The following is a 15,258-nucleotide window of genomic DNA, read 5'->3' on the forward strand; positions in this document are numbered from 1 at the left end:
TGACCGCATCCTCTCCAGCGAGGATGTGATGCGTCGCCGCGCGACTTTGTTGCAGCGCATGCACATTGATGGCCCGTTGCTGATCCTGCTGCTGACCCTGGCGGCCGGCAGCCTGTTCGTGCTGTATTCGGCCAGCGGCAAGAACTGGGACTTGCTGATCAAGCAGGCTTCGTCGTTTGGCCTGGGCCTGCTGTCCATGGTGGTGATCGCCCAGCTGGAGCCGCGTTTCATGGCGCGCTGGGTGCCGCTTGGCTATGTGGCCGGGGTGTTGCTGCTGGTGGTGGTGGACGTCATGGGCCACAACGCCATGGGCGCGACCCGCTGGATCAATATTCCGGGGGTGATTCGCTTCCAACCGTCGGAATTCATGAAGATCCTGATGCCGGCGACGATCGCCTGGTACCTGTCCAAGCGCACCTTGCCGCCGCAGCTCAAGCATGTGGGGATCAGCCTGATCCTGATCGGCATCCCCTTTGTGCTGATCGTGCGCCAGCCGGACCTCGGCACCTCGCTGCTGATCCTGGCCGGCGGTGCGTTCGTGCTGTTCATGGGCGGGCTGCGCTGGCGCTGGATCCTCAGCGTGCTGGCGGCGGCAGTGCCGGTGGCCGTGGCCATGTGGTTCTTCTTTATGCACGACTACCAGAAGCAGCGGATCCTGACGTTCCTCGATCCCGAAAGCGACCCGCTCGGCACCGGCTGGAACATTATCCAGTCGAAGGCGGCCATCGGTTCCGGCGGTGTATTTGGCAAGGGCTGGCTGCTCGGCACCCAGTCGCATTTGGACTTTCTGCCCGAGAGCCATACCGACTTCATTATTGCGGTGATGGGCGAAGAGTTCGGCCTGGTGGGCATTTGCGCGCTGTTGCTGATCTATTTGCTATTGATTGGTCGTGGCCTGGTGATTACCGCACAGGCGCAGACGCTGTTCGGCAAATTGCTCGCCGGCAGCCTGACCATGACTTTTTTTGTTTACGTTTTCGTCAACATCGGTATGGTCAGTGGCCTGCTGCCGGTGGTTGGGGTGCCGTTGCCGTTCATTAGCTACGGCGGAACTTCGCTGGTGACATTGCTGTCAGCGTTTGGGGTTTTGATGTCGATTCATACGCATCGCAAGTGGATCGCACAGGTTTGAATAAGGTGAAGATGTCAATGCAAGTAATGCGCGGCTGGGCGACTCGGCATGCGTCCTGGATGGGCCTGATCGGGCTGCTGGGGGCAACGCACGAGGCGCAGGCCGGTGACTACGATGGCTCACCCCAGGTCGCCGAATTCGTCGGTGAAATGACCCGCGACTACGGCTTCGCCGGTGAACAGCTGATGGGCGTGTTCCGCGAAGCCCAGCGCAAGCAGGCGATCCTCGACGCGATTTCTCGCCCCGCCGAGCGCGTGAAGCAGTGGAAGGAATACCGTCCGATGTTCCTCACCGACGCCCGGGTGGCCCGGGGGGTGGACTTCTGGCGCCAGCACGAGGCCGTTTTGGCCCGGGCCGAGCAGGAATACGGCGTGCCGGCCCAGGTCATCGTTGCGATCATTGGCATTGAAACCTTCTACGGGCGCAATACCGGCAGTTACCGGGTAATCGACGCTTTGTCGACCCTGGGCTTCGATTACCCGCCGCGCGCCGACTTCTTCCGCAAGGAACTGCGTGAGTTCCTGCTGTTGGCCCGTGAAGAGCAGGTCGACCCGCTGACCCTCAAGGGCTCCTACGCCGGGGCGATGGGCTTGCCGCAGTTCATGCCGAGCAGTTTTCGCGCCTACGCGGTGGATTTCGACGGCGACGGGCACATCAATATCTGGAGCAACCCGGACGATGCCATCGGCAGTGTGGCCAGCTACTTCAAGCGCCACGGCTGGGTCGGTGGCGAGCCGGTGGTGATCCGCGCCGATGTCAGCGGGGAGCGTGCCGATGAAGGCCTGACCCAGGGTATCGAGCCGGCCAAGACCGTCGGGGAGTTGCGGGCGCTGGGCTGGTCGAGTCAGAATGCGCCACGCGACGATATGCCGGTGACGGCATTCCGCCTCGAAGGTGAAAACGGCCCTGAATACTGGATGGGCCTGAAGAATTTTTACGCAATCACGCGTTATAACCGCAGTGTGATGTACGCCATGGCCGTGCATCAGCTGTCAGACATGCTGGTCCAAGCACGGGGCAACAAGTAATGCGGGCATCGCCGTTCAATCAACCGCTCAAGCTGGTGGCGTTCGCCGCGTTGTCCCTGCTCGTCGTCAGTTGTTCCACCAGCCGTGGCCCGGTACCGAAGTCCGGCGGCACTGCGGTGCGTTCCCAGCCAGGGCTGGACATCAACCGCGCGCACAAAGATGGCGCGCCGTGGTGGGATGTCGACGTGTCGAAGATCCCGGACGCCACGCCGACCCTGCACACCGGCCCGTACAAGGCCAACCCCTATACGGTGCTGGGCAAGTCCTACTTCCCGCTGCAGGACTCCAAGACCTACGTGCAATCGGGCACGGCGTCCTGGTATGGCACCAAGTTCCACGGCCAGAACACCGCCAACGGCGAAGTCTATGACCTGTACGGCATGAGCGCGGCCCACAAGACCCTGCCGCTGCCCAGCTATGTCCGCGTGACCAACCTGGACAACAACCGCACGGTGATCCTGCGGGTCAACGACCGTGGGCCGTTCTATTCGGATCGCATTATCGACTTGTCCTACGCCGCCGCAAAAAAACTCGGCTATGCCGAAACCGGTACCGCGCGGGTCAAGGTCGAAGGCATCGATCCGGCGCAGTACTGGGCCCAGCGTGGCAAGCCCGCGCCGTTGATGCTCAACGAGCCGCAGAGTGCGCAGCCGCAAGTGACGGCATCTACCGGCAAGATCGAACAATGGACACCGCCACCGCAGCAGCACGCACCGGATACCGTGGTCGTGCCCCATGCGGCACCGGGCGCCGCGGTCGCGGGCGGGCAATACCTGCAAGTAGGTGCTTTCGCCAACCCGGATGCGGCAGAACTGTTAAGGTCCAAGCTCAGCAGCATGGTCAGCGCGCCGGTATTCATCAGCTCCATCGTGCGTAACCAGCAAACGTTGCACCGTGTGCGCATGGGCCCGATCGGTTCGCCGAGCGAGGTTGCGCAAGTGCAGAACAGCGTGCGCCTGGCCAACCTGGGGCAACCCAGCGTGGTCACTGCCGAATAATAAATTGATGGTTGAGGCTCGCATGCGGGCCTGGACCCTGGTTGTTGGCTCGTTGAACAATAAAACCCAGGGGCAAGGGGTGAGCGGGCAACCGAACACGTGACAGTCTGGTAGCGGGCTGTCTGAATAAGTTTTGCCCGCGAGGGCAAGTTTCCATAAGCAATTTCGAGAGACGGATGAACATCACCACCTTAGCCAAACGCACGTGCCTGCTTCTTTCGCTGATCATCACCCCGGCCGCCTGGGCGGTTGAAATGGTACCGGCTTCACCGCAACTGGCCGCCAAGTCCTGGGTCCTCATGGATGCCGCCAGTGGCAACGTGCTGGTCGAGAGCAACGGTGACCAGCGCCTGCCACCGGCCAGCCTGACCAAGCTGATGACCGCCTACATCGCGACCCTGGAAATCCGTCGCGGCCAGATCGGCGAAAACGACCCGGTGACCGTCAGCGAAAACGCCTGGCGTACCGGCGGTTCGCGGATGTTCATCAAGGTCGGCTCGCAAGTCACTGTGAGCGACCTGCTGCACGGCATCATCATCCAGTCCGGTAACGACGCCAGCGTCGCCCTGGCCGAGCACATCGCCGGCAGCGAAGACGCATTCGCCGACATGATGAACAAAACCGTGGCCGACCTGGGCATGACCAACAGCCACTTCATGAACCCGACCGGCCTGCCAAACCCTGAGCACTACTCGTCGGCTCACGACATGGCGATCCTGGCGCGCGCGATCATTCGTGTCGACCCGGTGCACTACGCGATCTACTCCCAGAAGGAATTCTTCTGGAACAACATCAAGCAGCCTAACCGCAACCTGTTGCTGTGGCGCGACAAGACCGTCGATGGCTTGAAAACCGGCCACACCGACGAAGCCGGCTACTGCATGGTGTCGTCCGCGGTACGTGATGGCCAGCGCCTGATCGCGGTGGTCTTCGGCACCAACAGCGAGCAGGCCCGTGCGGCCGAGACGCAAAAATTGCTGACCTACGGTTTCCGCTTCTTCGAAACCCAGACCTTCTACCAGAAGGGTGCTGAACTGGCGACCGCGCCGGTATGGAAAGGCGCGACCTCACAGGTCAAGGCCGGCCTGGCTGAAGACCTGACCCTGACCATGCCTAAAGGCCAGCTGAAAAAGCTCGCTGCCAGCATGACCATGAACCCGCAATTGGTTGCGCCAATCGCCAAGGGCGACGTGATCGGTAAAGTCGAAGTCAAGCTGGACGACAAGGTGGTGCACAGCGCCGACCTGATCGCGCTGGACGCCGTCGACGAAGGTGGTATCTTCCGCCGCGTGTGGGATAGCATCCGTCTATTCTTCTACGGCTTGTTCAACTGATTGTGTGCACCTGCAAAGCCCCGCGTTGATCCGACGCGGGGCTTTGCCGTCGCCACGGCTTACCGCTTACGAGGCCGTTCTGCCATGACCGATAAAGAAGTAAAGGCGCCAAAGATCGAATTCCCGGTGACGGATTATCCCGTCAAGGTGATCAGCGATACCGGTGTAGGCAACAAAGACAGAATCCTGGATATCGTGCGTAAACACGCGACGATCAATGACAACCGGGTGGACGAGCGTTCGAGCACCAACGGTAAGTACACCACGATCCAGTTGCACATCGTTGCGACCGGTCAAGACCAGCTCTACGACATCAATAGCGAACTGCGGGCCACCGGCTTCGTGCACATGGTGCTGTGATGTCACAGGTCCTGGGCTTTCGCGAGCTCGGCCGGATGGACTACGAGCCCGTCTGGCACGCCATGCAGCGGTTCACGAATGAACGCGGTACTTCGGCGCCCGACGAAATCTGGTTGGTGGAACATCCACCGGTGTTCACCCAGGGCCAGGCCGGCAAGGCCGAACATCTGCTGCTGCCGGGGGATATTCCGGTGGTGCAGGTCGACCGAGGTGGCCAAGTGACTTACCATGGGCCCGGTCAACTGGTGGCGTACCTGCTGCTGGACGTGCGCAAGCTGGGTTTTGGCGTGCGCGACCTGGTGAGCCGTATGGAGGCTTGCCTGATCGAGCTGTTGGCCAGTTATGGCGTGAGCGCCGCGGCCAAGCCCGATGCACCCGGTGTGTATGTGGACGGCGCGAAAATCGCCTCCCTCGGTTTGCGCATTCGCCACGGTTGTTCCTTTCATGGCCTGGCCCTGAACGTGGACATGGACCTGGCACCGTTCCGGCGCATCAACCCGTGCGGTTATGCCGGGCTGGCGATGACCCAACTGAGCGACCACGCCACACCGATTAAATTTGCCGAGGTAAGTGCCCGGCTGCGTGCGCAGCTCGTCAAACACCTCGACTATGCTGAGCAGACGACCCTCACGGGCGGAATCGACTGATTATGACTACTGATGCAGTGCAAACCATGATCCCGACGCTGGACATCACCGAGCGTCCGGCCCCGGCCCCGCGTGCCAAGGTGGAAGCCGGCGTCAAGCTGCGCGGCGCCGAGAAGGTTGCACGCATCCCGGTCAAGATCATCCCGACCACCGAGTTGCCGAAGAAGCCCGACTGGATCCGCGTGCGCATCCCGGTTTCGCCGGAAGTCGACCGTATCAAGGCCCTGCTGCGCAAGCACAAGCTGCACAGCGTGTGCGAAGAGGCGTCCTGCCCGAACCTGGGCGAATGCTTCTCCGGCGGCACCGCCACCTTCATGATCATGGGTGACATCTGCACCCGTCGTTGCCCGTTCTGCGACGTCGGCCATGGCCGGCCGAAGCCACTGGACGTCAACGAACCGGAAAGCCTGGCCATCGCCATTGCCGACCTGAAACTCAAATACGTTGTGATCACCTCGGTTGACCGTGATGACCTGCGCGACGGCGGTGCCCAGCACTTTGCCGACTGCATCCGCGAAATCCGCAAGCTGTCGCCGAACGTGATGCTCGAGACCCTGGTGCCTGACTACCGTGGCCGCATGGACGTCGCGCTGGAAATCACCGCTGCCGAGCCGCCGGATGTGTTCAACCACAACCTGGAAACCGTGCCTCGCCTGTACAAGGCTGCGCGTCCAGGTTCGGACTACCAGTGGTCGCTGACCCTGCTGCAGAAATTCAAGCAGATGATGCCGCACATCCCGACCAAATCCGGCTTGATGCTCGGCCTGGGCGAGACCGATGAAGAAGTGATCGAAGTCATGAAGCGCATGCGCGAACACGACATCGACATGCTGACCCTGGGCCAATACCTGCAACCGTCGCGCAGCCACTTGCCGGTGCAGCGTTTCGTGCACCCGGACACCTTCGCCTGGTTCGCCGAGGAAGGCTACAAGATGGGCTTCAAGAACGTCGCCTCGGGCCCGCTGGTACGCTCTTCGTACCACGCCGACGAACAGGCCAAGCTGGTCAAGGCTAGCCTGGTTTCCTGATCGGGGTTCAGAGCCGGTGTGGGAGTGGGCTTATGTGGGAGGGGGCTTGCCCCCGATTGCGGTATGTCAGTCGCTACATGTGCTGGCTGATCCACCGCTATCGGGGGCAAGCCCCCTCCCACATTGGTTTCAGCGTTAGAGAGGGAGATTCTCAGATGACCGCCGCCGTTCCAGCCCTTCGCTCTGAAGGCACCATCGCCCTGATCGCCCCCGCCGGCCCCGCCGTGCTGGACGTTGAAAAGGCCGGCCAATGGATGCGCACGCGCGGCTACGATCTGCGAATTTTCCCCGGTGTCTATGAACGCGACGGCTACCTCGCCGGCAGCGATGCCGTGCGCCTGCGTGACCTGCACGCGGCTTTTGCCGATCCGCACATCGACGCTATCTTCTGTCTGCGCGGTGGTTACGGCACGCCACGGCTGCTCGACGCGCTGGATTTCGACCTGCTGCGCGCCAATCCCAAGCCGTTCGTCGGCTATAGCGACATCACCGCCCTGCACCTGGCAATCAACCGTTACGCCGGTTTCGTGACCTTCCACGGCCCGATGCTCAATGCCGACCTGCTCGGCGGCAAGCAACAACCTACCGAGTCTTCATTGTTCAGCCTTCTGCGCGGCCAGTTGGGCGCCGGCAGCGTGCTTGCGCACCCGGTGGCGTACCCGCTGACCACGATCGAGCCTGGCATTGCCCGTGGGCGCTTGCTGGGGGGTAACCTGTCGATGATTGCGTCGGTCATGGGCACGCCTTACGAAATCGACGCTGAAGGCATCATCCTGTTTATCGAAGACGTCAACGAACCGATCTACCGCATCGACCGCCTGTTGACCCATCTGCGTCTGGCAGGCAAGTTGGCCCAGGTCGCGGGTGTACTGGTCGGGGATGTGGCGGGTGTGGATAACGTGGCGCTGGAGCGCTTGCTGACGCAGACGTTCGAGCCATTGCGCATACCGGTGCTGGCCGGCTGGCGCAGCGGGCATTGCGATCCGAACCTGACGCTGCCCATGGGCGCCTTGGTACGGCTGGATGCGGGGGAGCAGCGTGTGGTGTTGGAGCAGGATGTAGTCTTCAGGTCCTGAATCTGCTGGCGTTTGCTACACCGCAATCGGGGGCTTGCCCCCGATTGCGGCAGTCGCCATAGGCGGATCTATCGGTTTTGCAGCGACTCCAGCAACTTCACCGTCGGATACCCATCCGCCGGCCAGCCCAGCGCCTGCTGTGCGGCCCGAATCGCCTTGCGCGTATTGGCGCCGATAATCCCATCCGGGTTGCCCGCGTCATAACCGTTGGCGCTCAACGCCGTCTGCAGATCAATGCGCTGGGAGCGACTCAGCGGCAGCTCATCCTTGGGCCAGTCACCACGGATCACACCGCCGCCGCCAAAGCGCTCCGACAACAGGCCCACCGCCAGTGCGTAGGACGACGAGTTGTTGTACTTGAGGATCGCGCGGAAGTTATCCAGCACCAGGAACGCCGGGCCACGGTAGCCTGCCGGCAGCAGCAGGGCGGCGGACAGTTGGTCGACATTCGGCGGCATGCTCGCGCCCGGTGGCAGTTGAATGCCCAGTTTCATCCACTCGGCAATGCTCTTGCGCACGCCGCCGTCAGCCAGGGCATAGTCGAAGTTCGCCGGCAATTGCTTGACTTCAAAGCCCCACGGCTGGCCTTTCTGCCAGCCGGAGCTTTGCAGGTAGTGCGCGGTCGATGCGAGGGCGTCGGCCGGGCTGTTCCAGATGTCGCGGCGACCGTCGCCATCGAAGTCCACCGCGTGGGTGTTGTAAGTGGTCGGAATGAACTGGGTCTGGCCCATGGCCCCGGCCCAGGAGCCCTTCATCTGGTCGGCGGCGATGTCGCCGTGCTGGATGATCTGCAATGCCGCCAGTAATTGCGCCTGGGCAAAGGCCGGGCGGCGGCCTTCATAGGCCAGGGTCGCCAGGGAGCGGATCACCGAATTATTGCCCTGGAACTGGCCGAAGTTACTCTCCATGCCCCATACCGAGACCAGCGCCTGGCGGTCGACGCCATAACGCTGCTCGATGCTTTGCAGGATGTCAGCGTACTTGATCAGCAGCGCCTGGCCATTGCGTACGCGCACAGGCGACAGGGCGCCGTCGAGGTATTCCCACACAGGGCGGGAAAACTCCGGCTGGCTGCGGTCGGCGCGGATCACCGCCATATCGGGGGTGACATTGGCGAATGCGGTGTCGAAAACGTCGGCCGTGATGCCGGCTTGCAGGGCTTGCGCGCGAAAACCGGCCTGCCATTCAGCAAAGGTCTGGGTCGGTTGGATGTCGAGATTGTCCACGGCCAGCGGGGCCACGACGGCAGGGGCCACTACGGGGGCGGTCTGGAGCTTCGGCAAGGGTTGGGCATCGGCGGCGGTGGGTTTTTCCGCGCAGGCGACAAGCAGAATGAGGCTGGAGGCAGCGATCAATTGGCGAAGGTGCCAACGACGGGAAAGACAAGAGGGCATGCACAGGTCCAGGAATTACAAATCAGGCACAGACCTTATCATGCCAGAGGGGCGCTTGCCTTCAGGCAGCCAGAAAGTAAGAAGCCTCCCAGCTATTAGACTGGAAGGCTTCGCGGCGGTAGCTGCCTTTGCCCTTGCCGGCGCGTTCCTGACGGCTGCGGAACAGTGGCTGAGCGATGATGGATTTGGCCTTGTTGGGGCCATGCTTGGATGGCTTTTTGCTCATGGTCGATGCTCTTGATAGGGAGAGGTGCGGCGCAAATAATCTGCCGAAGTCAGGTCGCTGTAAAGCCCATGAATTGTAAACCCAGTCAAAAATGTGGGAGGGGGCTTGCTCCCGATAGCTGTGGCTCAGCCAACAATGCAGTGGCTGACACGCCGCTATCGGGGCAAGCCCCCTCCCACATTGGTTTTGCAGTGTTTTTAAGAGAGGGGTTATTCGGCGGGAAGTGCCAGGCGTTGTCCGGCCATCAACAGCGATAAACGGCTCAGGCTCATCCACGGCGAACCCGCCGCCTGGCCCTTGATCTGTGCATCAATGCGCTGCGCTTCCAGCAACAGCTGCGCCCAGCGTTGCGCCGAGTGCCGTTGCAGGGCTTTGCTCATCAGGGGTTTGCGCTTGTCCCACACCGGTGGTCGCGCCTGGCTGAAGCACTTGTCCAGCGGCGTGCCCTGGCTGTATTGCAGGGCAATATTGGCCAATACCCGTAGCTCCCGGGCCAGGGCCCAGAGAATCACCGGTGGCTCCACACCTTCGCCACGCAGGCCTTCGAGCATGCGCAGGGCATGGGCGGGCTCGCCGTTGAGGATCGCATCCACCAGCCCGAACACGTCAAAACGTGCACTGTCTGCCACGGCGCCCTGGACGGTCTCGACGGTAATCTGCCCGTCTTCGGCCATCAGCTTGAGCTTTTCGATCTCCTGTGCGGCGGCAAGCAAGTTGCCTTCGACCCGCGCGGCGATCAGCTCCACTGCATCCTGGGTCGCGGACAGCCCCGCCTGGGACAGGCGCTGGCGAATCCATTGCGGCAACTGATTGCTGTCCACTGGCCAGATCTGGATGAACTGGGTCTGCGCCCCTTCCACCAGGGCCTTGCCCCACTTGGTCTTCTGCGCGCTGCCGTCGAGCTTGGGCAAGCTGATCAGCAACACCGTGTCTTCGGCGGGCCGCGAGCAGTATTCCATCAGTGCAGCCGCGCCTTTATCACCGGGCTTGCCCGAAGGCAGGCGCAGCTCCAGCAGGCGTTTTTCGGCGAACAGCGACATGCTTGCGCCGGCTTGCAGCAGCGTGCCCCAGTCGAAACTGGCGTCGGCGCTGAATACCTGGCGTTCATCGAAGCCCTGCTGGCGTGCGGCGCTACGGATGGCGTCGGCGGCTTCCTGGCACAACAGCGGGTCATCACCGCTGACGATGTAGACAGGCGCGAGGCCACCTTGCAGGTGTTTGGCGAGTTGGGCGGGGGCGAGTTTCATAGGCAGGGTGAACGGGGCGCCTGGGGCGCCCCGTCTGGCTTACTCGACAGGGACTTCAACAGGCGATTGTTTCGGCGTGTTGTCTTCGTACTCTTTCGCGGCTTTCAGCGCGTCGGCATCGGCCTTGGCCTTGTCATCAGCACGTTGCTGCAAGGTTTCGAGTTGTTGCGGAGTCAGCAGCGACAGGCGCAGGACCATGCGTTGCACCAGCTCGCGACGCATCTCCTTGCGCACCTGGATGATTTCGGAGTCCGAACCCACCAGGTTGTTACCATCGTGGCTGACAATCTTCTGCACCTGGATGTTGTCATTCATCAACGGCAGGTGATCGCGGCCCTGGATTTCAAAGCTGAGCACGGTACTCAGTTCGATATCGGACGCACGTCCGGCGCTGGCGTAGCTCAGGTTGCGCTGGGTTTCTTTCTCGTTAGCCAGGAACAGTTTGTAGGTCGCGCCGGTGTAGACGTGCACGCCGCTGTTTTCCAGGACCTGGCGCAGCTGGGTCACTGTCTCGCTGTAGGCGTCGCGAGCGCTGACGTCCAGTTCCTTGATCGTCAGGTCATTGGTGCCGGTGCCGCGCAGCTGGAAGCCGCAAGCGCTCAGCAGTACGGCAAGGCCCATAACCAGCAGATTGCGTTTGATCATTTTGTTGCTCCCCTTGAAACCATGTGGGCCTTATCGAGGCCCTGAAGGCTTTGTTCGGCGCAGGGCTTGAGCCCCACGCCCGATCCGATTAGCTAGCGACGATATTGACCAGTTTGCCAGGCACCACGATCACTTTGCGGATCGTCAGGCCTTCGGTAAAGCGCAGCACGTTCTCGTTGACCCGTGCGGCCGCTTCGACTTCTTCACGGCTGGCACTGGCCGGCATGTCGATCTGGCCGCGCAGTTTACCGTTGACCTGGATCACCAGTTGCAGCGTGTCCTGTACCAGGGCGCTGTCATCCTGTACCGGCCAGCGCGCATCGATGACCGCGTCGCTATGGCCCAGGCGGCTCCACAGTTCGTGGCTGATGTGCGGTGTGATCGGCGCCAGCAGCAGGGTGACCGTTTCCAGGCCTTCCTGTACCAGTGCGCGATCCTGTGCGGTGGCTTGCGGGGCTTTTTCCAGCACGTTCATCAGCGTCATCACTTGGGCGATGGCGGTGTTGAACTTGTGGTTCTGGCCCACGTCCTGACTGGCCTGCTTGATGGCCAGGTGGGTGCTGCGGCGAATGAGTTTCTGCTCGTCGCTCAAGGACGCTACGTCCAGCTTGGCCGGCAGGCCCTGGCTGACATGGGCGTGCGCCAGGCGCCAGACGCGCTTGAGGAAACGGTGCGAACCTTCGACGCCGGAATCGGACCATTCGGCGCTCATGTCAGGCGGCGAGGCGAACATCATGAACAGGCGGCAGGTGTCGGCGCCGAACTGGTCGATCATCGACTGAGGGTCGACGCCGTTGTTCTTCGACTTGGCCATCTTCTCGGTGCCGCCGATTTCCACCGGCAGGCCGTCGGCGATCAGTTTGGCGCTGATGACCTTGGCCTTGCTGTCGCGCTCGAGCTCGACGTCCGCCGGGTTGAACCAGGTGTAGGCGCCATTGGCTTCGCGACGATAGTAGGTCTCGGCGATCACCATGCCCTGGGTCAGCAGGTTCTTGAACGGTTCGTTGGAACTCACCAGGCCTTCGTCGCGCATCAGCTTGTGGAAGAAGCGCGCGTACAGCAGGTGAAGGATGGCGTGTTCGATACCGCCGATGTACTGATCCACCGGCAACCAGTGGTCGGCTGCGGATTTTTCCACCAGGCCGCCTTCATAGTGCGGCGAGGCGTAGCGGGCGTAGTACCAGGAGGACTCGACGAAGGTGTCCATGGTGTCGGTTTCACGCTTGGCCGGCGCGCCGCATTTCGGGCAGCTGCATTCGTAGAACTCGGGCATGCGCGCCAATGGCGAACCGGCGCCGTCCGGCACCACGTCTTCCGGCAGGACGACCGGCAACTGGTCTTCCGGCACCGGTACGTCACCGCAGGTCTGGCAGTGGATGATCGGGATCGGGCAGCCCCAGTAGCGCTGGCGGCTGATGCCCCAGTCGCGCAGGCGGAACTGGGTGCGCGAGGCGCCGAGGTTCTTCTTGATCAGTGCCACTTCGATGGCGTCGAAGGCGCCGGCGAAGTCCAGGCCGTCGAACTCACCGGAGTTGATCAGCGTGCCGTGCTCGTTGTAAGCGTCCTGCCATGGGGCCGGGTTGGTGTCGCCCGAACTGGTCCGGACCACGGATTTGATCGGCAGGTTGTATTTGACCGCAAATTCAAAATCGCGCTCGTCGTGGGCCGGCACAGCCATTACTGCGCCATCGCCGTAGTGCATCAGCACGTAGTTGGCGACCCATACCGGCAACTTCTCGCCGGTCAGCGGGTGCTCGACGAACAGGCCGGTCGGCAGGCCTTTTTTCTCCTGGGTGGCGACGTCGGCTTCGGCCACGCTGCCGCCTTTGCATTCGGCGATGAACGCCTGCAGCTCAGGATTGTTCTGTGCGGCCTGGGTAGCCAGCGGGTGCTCGGCGGCCACGGCGACGTAGGTCGCGCCCATCAGGGTGTCCGGACGGGTGGTGAAGACTTTGAGTGCGCCCGCTTCGCCGATGGAGTCGACGTTGTACGGGAACTGCACTTCCATGCCCTTGGACTTGCCGATCCAGTTGCGCTGCATGGTCTTGACCTGTTCAGGCCAGCCCGGCAAATCGTCGAGGCTCGACAACAGTTCATCCGCGTAGGCGGTGATCTTGAAGTAGTACATCGGGATTTCGCGCTTTTCGATCAGCGCGCCGGAGCGCCAGCCGCGACCGTCGATCACCTGTTCGTTGGCGAGGACGGTCTGGTCGACAGGGTCCCAGTTCACGGTGCCGCTTTTTTTGTAGATCACCCCTTTTTCGAACAGGCGGGTGAACAGCCACTGCTCCCAACGGTAGTAATCCGGCTTGCAGGTGGTGACTTCGCGGGACCAGTCCACCGCCAGGCCCAGGCTGCGCAGCTGGGTCTTCATGTAGGCGATGTTTTCGTAGGTCCACTTGGCGGGGGCCACGTTGTTTTTCATCGCGGCGTTTTCCGCCGGCATGCCGAAGGCGTCCCAACCCATGGGTTGCAGGACGTTCTTGCCTTGCATGCGCTGGTAGCGGGAGATGACGTCGCCGATGGTGTAGTTACGCACATGCCCCATGTGTAGCTTGCCGCTGGGGTAAGGGAACATCGACAGGCAGTAGAACGTCTCCTTGCCTGGCTGTTCACTGACTTCAAAGGACTTTTGCTCGTCCCAGAAGGTTTGGGCGGCATTTTCTATTTCACGGGGCTGATATTGTTCGTGCATGGCTACTTTTGAACTGAATAGGGGTGGCCTAATCCTCTTCGGTGCAACGTTCAGGTTGTTCGACACCAAAAAGCGGCGCGTCCGTGCCCAAACCCTGCGGGAAGTGGAGTTACAGGAAGCGCCGTAGCATACATGACCCCACTCTATCGAGGGAAACCCTGATTGCGCGGCAAGGGCCGTCTGTCGCGGCGCCGGGCAGGCGCACACACGGGGACTACGCTGTTTATTGGGGAGCAGTTCTTTCTTCAATGAGGTGAGGGGATGGTTGAATCGCAGCGAATCGCAACGAAACCGGAAATCTACGAAGGACTGATCGACCGATTGGGTCGTGCATTGGATGCAGCGAGGACCGCGGGCCGATTGCGTGATGAACGGCCCGTCGAGTTGGAACTGCGCGGCTTGAGCCGTGCGGAGCTGGAACTGATCAAAGCTTACCTGGAACGTAATAGGCGCAGTGCGCCTCCTTGGGTGGCAACCCCGCCAGCCAGAGAACCTACGCACTCAGCCAAGGTGGTGTGGCTCAAGGACTTGTCGGCCGGTCGTGGCCCGGAAAGGCTCCGGTCCGCCCGCTTCAAGTAGTTCACTCCCCAGGAACACATCATCGTGCCATGTCACTGTAAAGATTGTCGCTAAACCCCGTTACACCTTAGGCTTCGGGCATCTATGGAGATGCCCGATGCCTATTCGTTATTTCATCAAACAACTGCTCCTGCCACCCGGCATTCTCTTGCTGCTGCTGGCCCTTGCCTGGTGGTTTCGTCGCAGCCGCCCCCGTTTGGCCGGCTGCTGCTTTGCCCTCGGGTTTGGCGGCATGTGGTTGATCAGCCTGCCGGTGGCGGTGGAGTGGGGCGCACGTGCCCTGGAGACCGAACCACCGTTGGCCCGTGAAGACTGGTCGACCCTGGCCCAGCGCGCCGATGCCATTGTGGTGCTGGGCTCGGGACGCGAGCGCGGCGACCCCGCCTGGGGTTCTGATCAGCCGACCGGTATCGGCCTGGAGCGCCAGCGGTATGCCGCGCGACTGGCCAAGGCCTCCGGGCTGCCGGTGCTGACCACCGGTGGCCTGCATTACGGCACGCCGCCCAGCGAGGCGCAGTTGATGGCGGTGTCGATGCAGGATGACTTCGGCGTTGCTGTGCGCTGGAAGGAAGAACGCAGCCGCACCACCTGGGAAAACGCGCAGATGAGTGCCGGGATTCTATTGCCCGAGGGCATCAAGCGTGTGGTGGTCGTGACCCAGGCCTGGCACATGCCGCGGTCGGTGTGGAGTTTTGAAAAGGCCGGCTTCACCGTGGTGCCGGCGCCGGTGGGGTTCCTTGGCGTGGACAACGCTCGGCCGCTGGGCGGTTGGATGCCGGAGTTCAAGTCGGTGTGGCAGAGCGGGCAGTTGATCAATGAAGCGGTGGGGCAGCTAGGCTACCGGTTGTTCTATCGATAACCCTGCTGAT

15 protein-coding genes are annotated in these 15,258 nt (G+C 62.0%); 10 read left to right on the forward strand and 5 right to left on the reverse strand.

Annotated features, from left to right (window positions below):
• Nucleotides 1-28 precede the first annotated feature (28 nt).
• The 8 genes from rodA to C8K58_RS21265 all read left to right on the forward strand — a co-directional run bounded on the left by rodA (nt 29) and on the right by C8K58_RS21265 (nt 7,603).
• Complete coding sequence (rodA, locus tag C8K58_RS21230; protein WP_051429342.1) at nt 29-1,132, forward strand: rod shape-determining protein RodA; 1,104 nt, start codon at nt 29-31, stop codon at nt 1,130-1,132.
• 17 nt (nt 1,133-1,149) lie between these two features.
• Nucleotides 1,150-2,160, forward strand: a complete 1,011-nt coding sequence (gene mltB / locus C8K58_RS21235) for a lytic murein transglycosylase B (RefSeq protein WP_027605237.1) — start codon at nt 1,150-1,152, stop codon at nt 2,158-2,160.
• The gene (locus C8K58_RS21240; protein ID WP_027605238.1) at nt 2,160-3,158 is read left to right on the forward strand and encodes a septal ring lytic transglycosylase RlpA family protein; all 999 of its coding nucleotides are present in this window, start codon (nt 2,160-2,162) and stop codon (nt 3,156-3,158) included. Before mltB ends, C8K58_RS21240 begins: the two co-directional genes overlap by 1 nt.
• Before the next feature lie 176 nt (nt 3,159-3,334).
• Nucleotides 3,335-4,492, forward strand: a complete 1,158-nt coding sequence (locus C8K58_RS21245; protein WP_027605239.1) for a D-alanyl-D-alanine carboxypeptidase family protein — start codon at nt 3,335-3,337, stop codon at nt 4,490-4,492.
• Between the two features lie 84 nt (nt 4,493-4,576).
• Nucleotides 4,577-4,852: a DUF493 domain-containing protein gene (locus C8K58_RS21250; protein ID WP_027605240.1), complete on the forward strand. Its 276-nt coding sequence runs from the start codon at nt 4,577-4,579 to the stop codon at nt 4,850-4,852.
• Nucleotides 4,852-5,499, forward strand: coding sequence for a lipoyl(octanoyl) transferase LipB (gene lipB, locus C8K58_RS21255; RefSeq protein WP_027605241.1), 648 nt, complete (start codon nt 4,852-4,854; stop codon nt 5,497-5,499). Before C8K58_RS21250 ends, lipB begins: the two co-directional genes overlap by 1 nt.
• 26 nt (nt 5,500-5,525) lie before the next feature.
• On the forward strand, nt 5,526-6,527 hold the full coding sequence (lipA, locus tag C8K58_RS21260; RefSeq protein ID WP_057444888.1) for a lipoyl synthase: 1,002 nt from the start codon (nt 5,526-5,528) through the stop codon (nt 6,525-6,527).
• 155 nt (nt 6,528-6,682) lie between these two features.
• Complete coding sequence (locus C8K58_RS21265) at nt 6,683-7,603, forward strand: LD-carboxypeptidase (RefSeq protein WP_108574251.1); 921 nt, start codon at nt 6,683-6,685, stop codon at nt 7,601-7,603.
• A gap of 68 nt (nt 7,604-7,671) precedes the next feature.
• Here C8K58_RS21265 and C8K58_RS21270 read toward each other — a convergent pair whose 3' ends face one another.
• From C8K58_RS21270 to leuS, 5 genes are all read right to left on the reverse strand, one after another.
• On the reverse strand, nt 7,672-8,997 hold the full coding sequence (locus C8K58_RS21270) for a lytic murein transglycosylase (RefSeq protein ID WP_027605243.1): 1,326 nt from the start codon (nt 8,995-8,997) through the stop codon (nt 7,672-7,674).
• Between the two features lie 61 nt (nt 8,998-9,058).
• Nucleotides 9,059-9,223: an alternative ribosome rescue factor ArfA gene (gene arfA / locus C8K58_RS21275; protein WP_003176285.1), complete on the reverse strand. Its 165-nt coding sequence runs from the start codon at nt 9,221-9,223 to the stop codon at nt 9,059-9,061.
• A gap of 209 nt (nt 9,224-9,432) precedes the next feature.
• Nucleotides 9,433-10,470, reverse strand: a complete 1,038-nt coding sequence (gene holA, locus C8K58_RS21280) for a DNA polymerase III subunit delta (protein ID WP_027605244.1) — start codon at nt 10,468-10,470, stop codon at nt 9,433-9,435.
• Nucleotides 10,471-10,509: 39 nt separating this feature from the next.
• Nucleotides 10,510-11,115: an LPS assembly lipoprotein LptE gene (lptE, locus tag C8K58_RS21285; RefSeq protein ID WP_027605245.1), complete on the reverse strand. Its 606-nt coding sequence runs from the start codon at nt 11,113-11,115 to the stop codon at nt 10,510-10,512.
• Nucleotides 11,116-11,203: 88 nt separating this feature from the next.
• Nucleotides 11,204-13,810, reverse strand: coding sequence for a leucine--tRNA ligase (leuS, locus tag C8K58_RS21290; RefSeq protein ID WP_108574252.1), 2,607 nt, complete (start codon nt 13,808-13,810; stop codon nt 11,204-11,206).
• A gap of 261 nt (nt 13,811-14,071) precedes the next feature.
• Between leuS and C8K58_RS32750 the strand changes: the two genes are divergently transcribed.
• Nucleotides 14,072-14,389 (forward strand): hypothetical protein, encoded by a 318-nt coding sequence (locus C8K58_RS32750; protein WP_027605247.1) that lies wholly within the window; start codon nt 14,072-14,074, stop codon nt 14,387-14,389.
• A 97-nt stretch (nt 14,390-14,486) separates the two neighbouring features.
• On the forward strand, nt 14,487-15,248 hold the full coding sequence (locus C8K58_RS21300; RefSeq protein ID WP_027605248.1) for a YdcF family protein: 762 nt from the start codon (nt 14,487-14,489) through the stop codon (nt 15,246-15,248).
• Nucleotides 15,249-15,258 lie beyond the last annotated feature (10 nt).

This window comes from Pseudomonas sp. GV047 (assembly GCF_003058245.1).
GTDB lineage: Bacteria > Pseudomonadota > Gammaproteobacteria > Pseudomonadales > Pseudomonadaceae > Aquipseudomonas > Aquipseudomonas marginalis.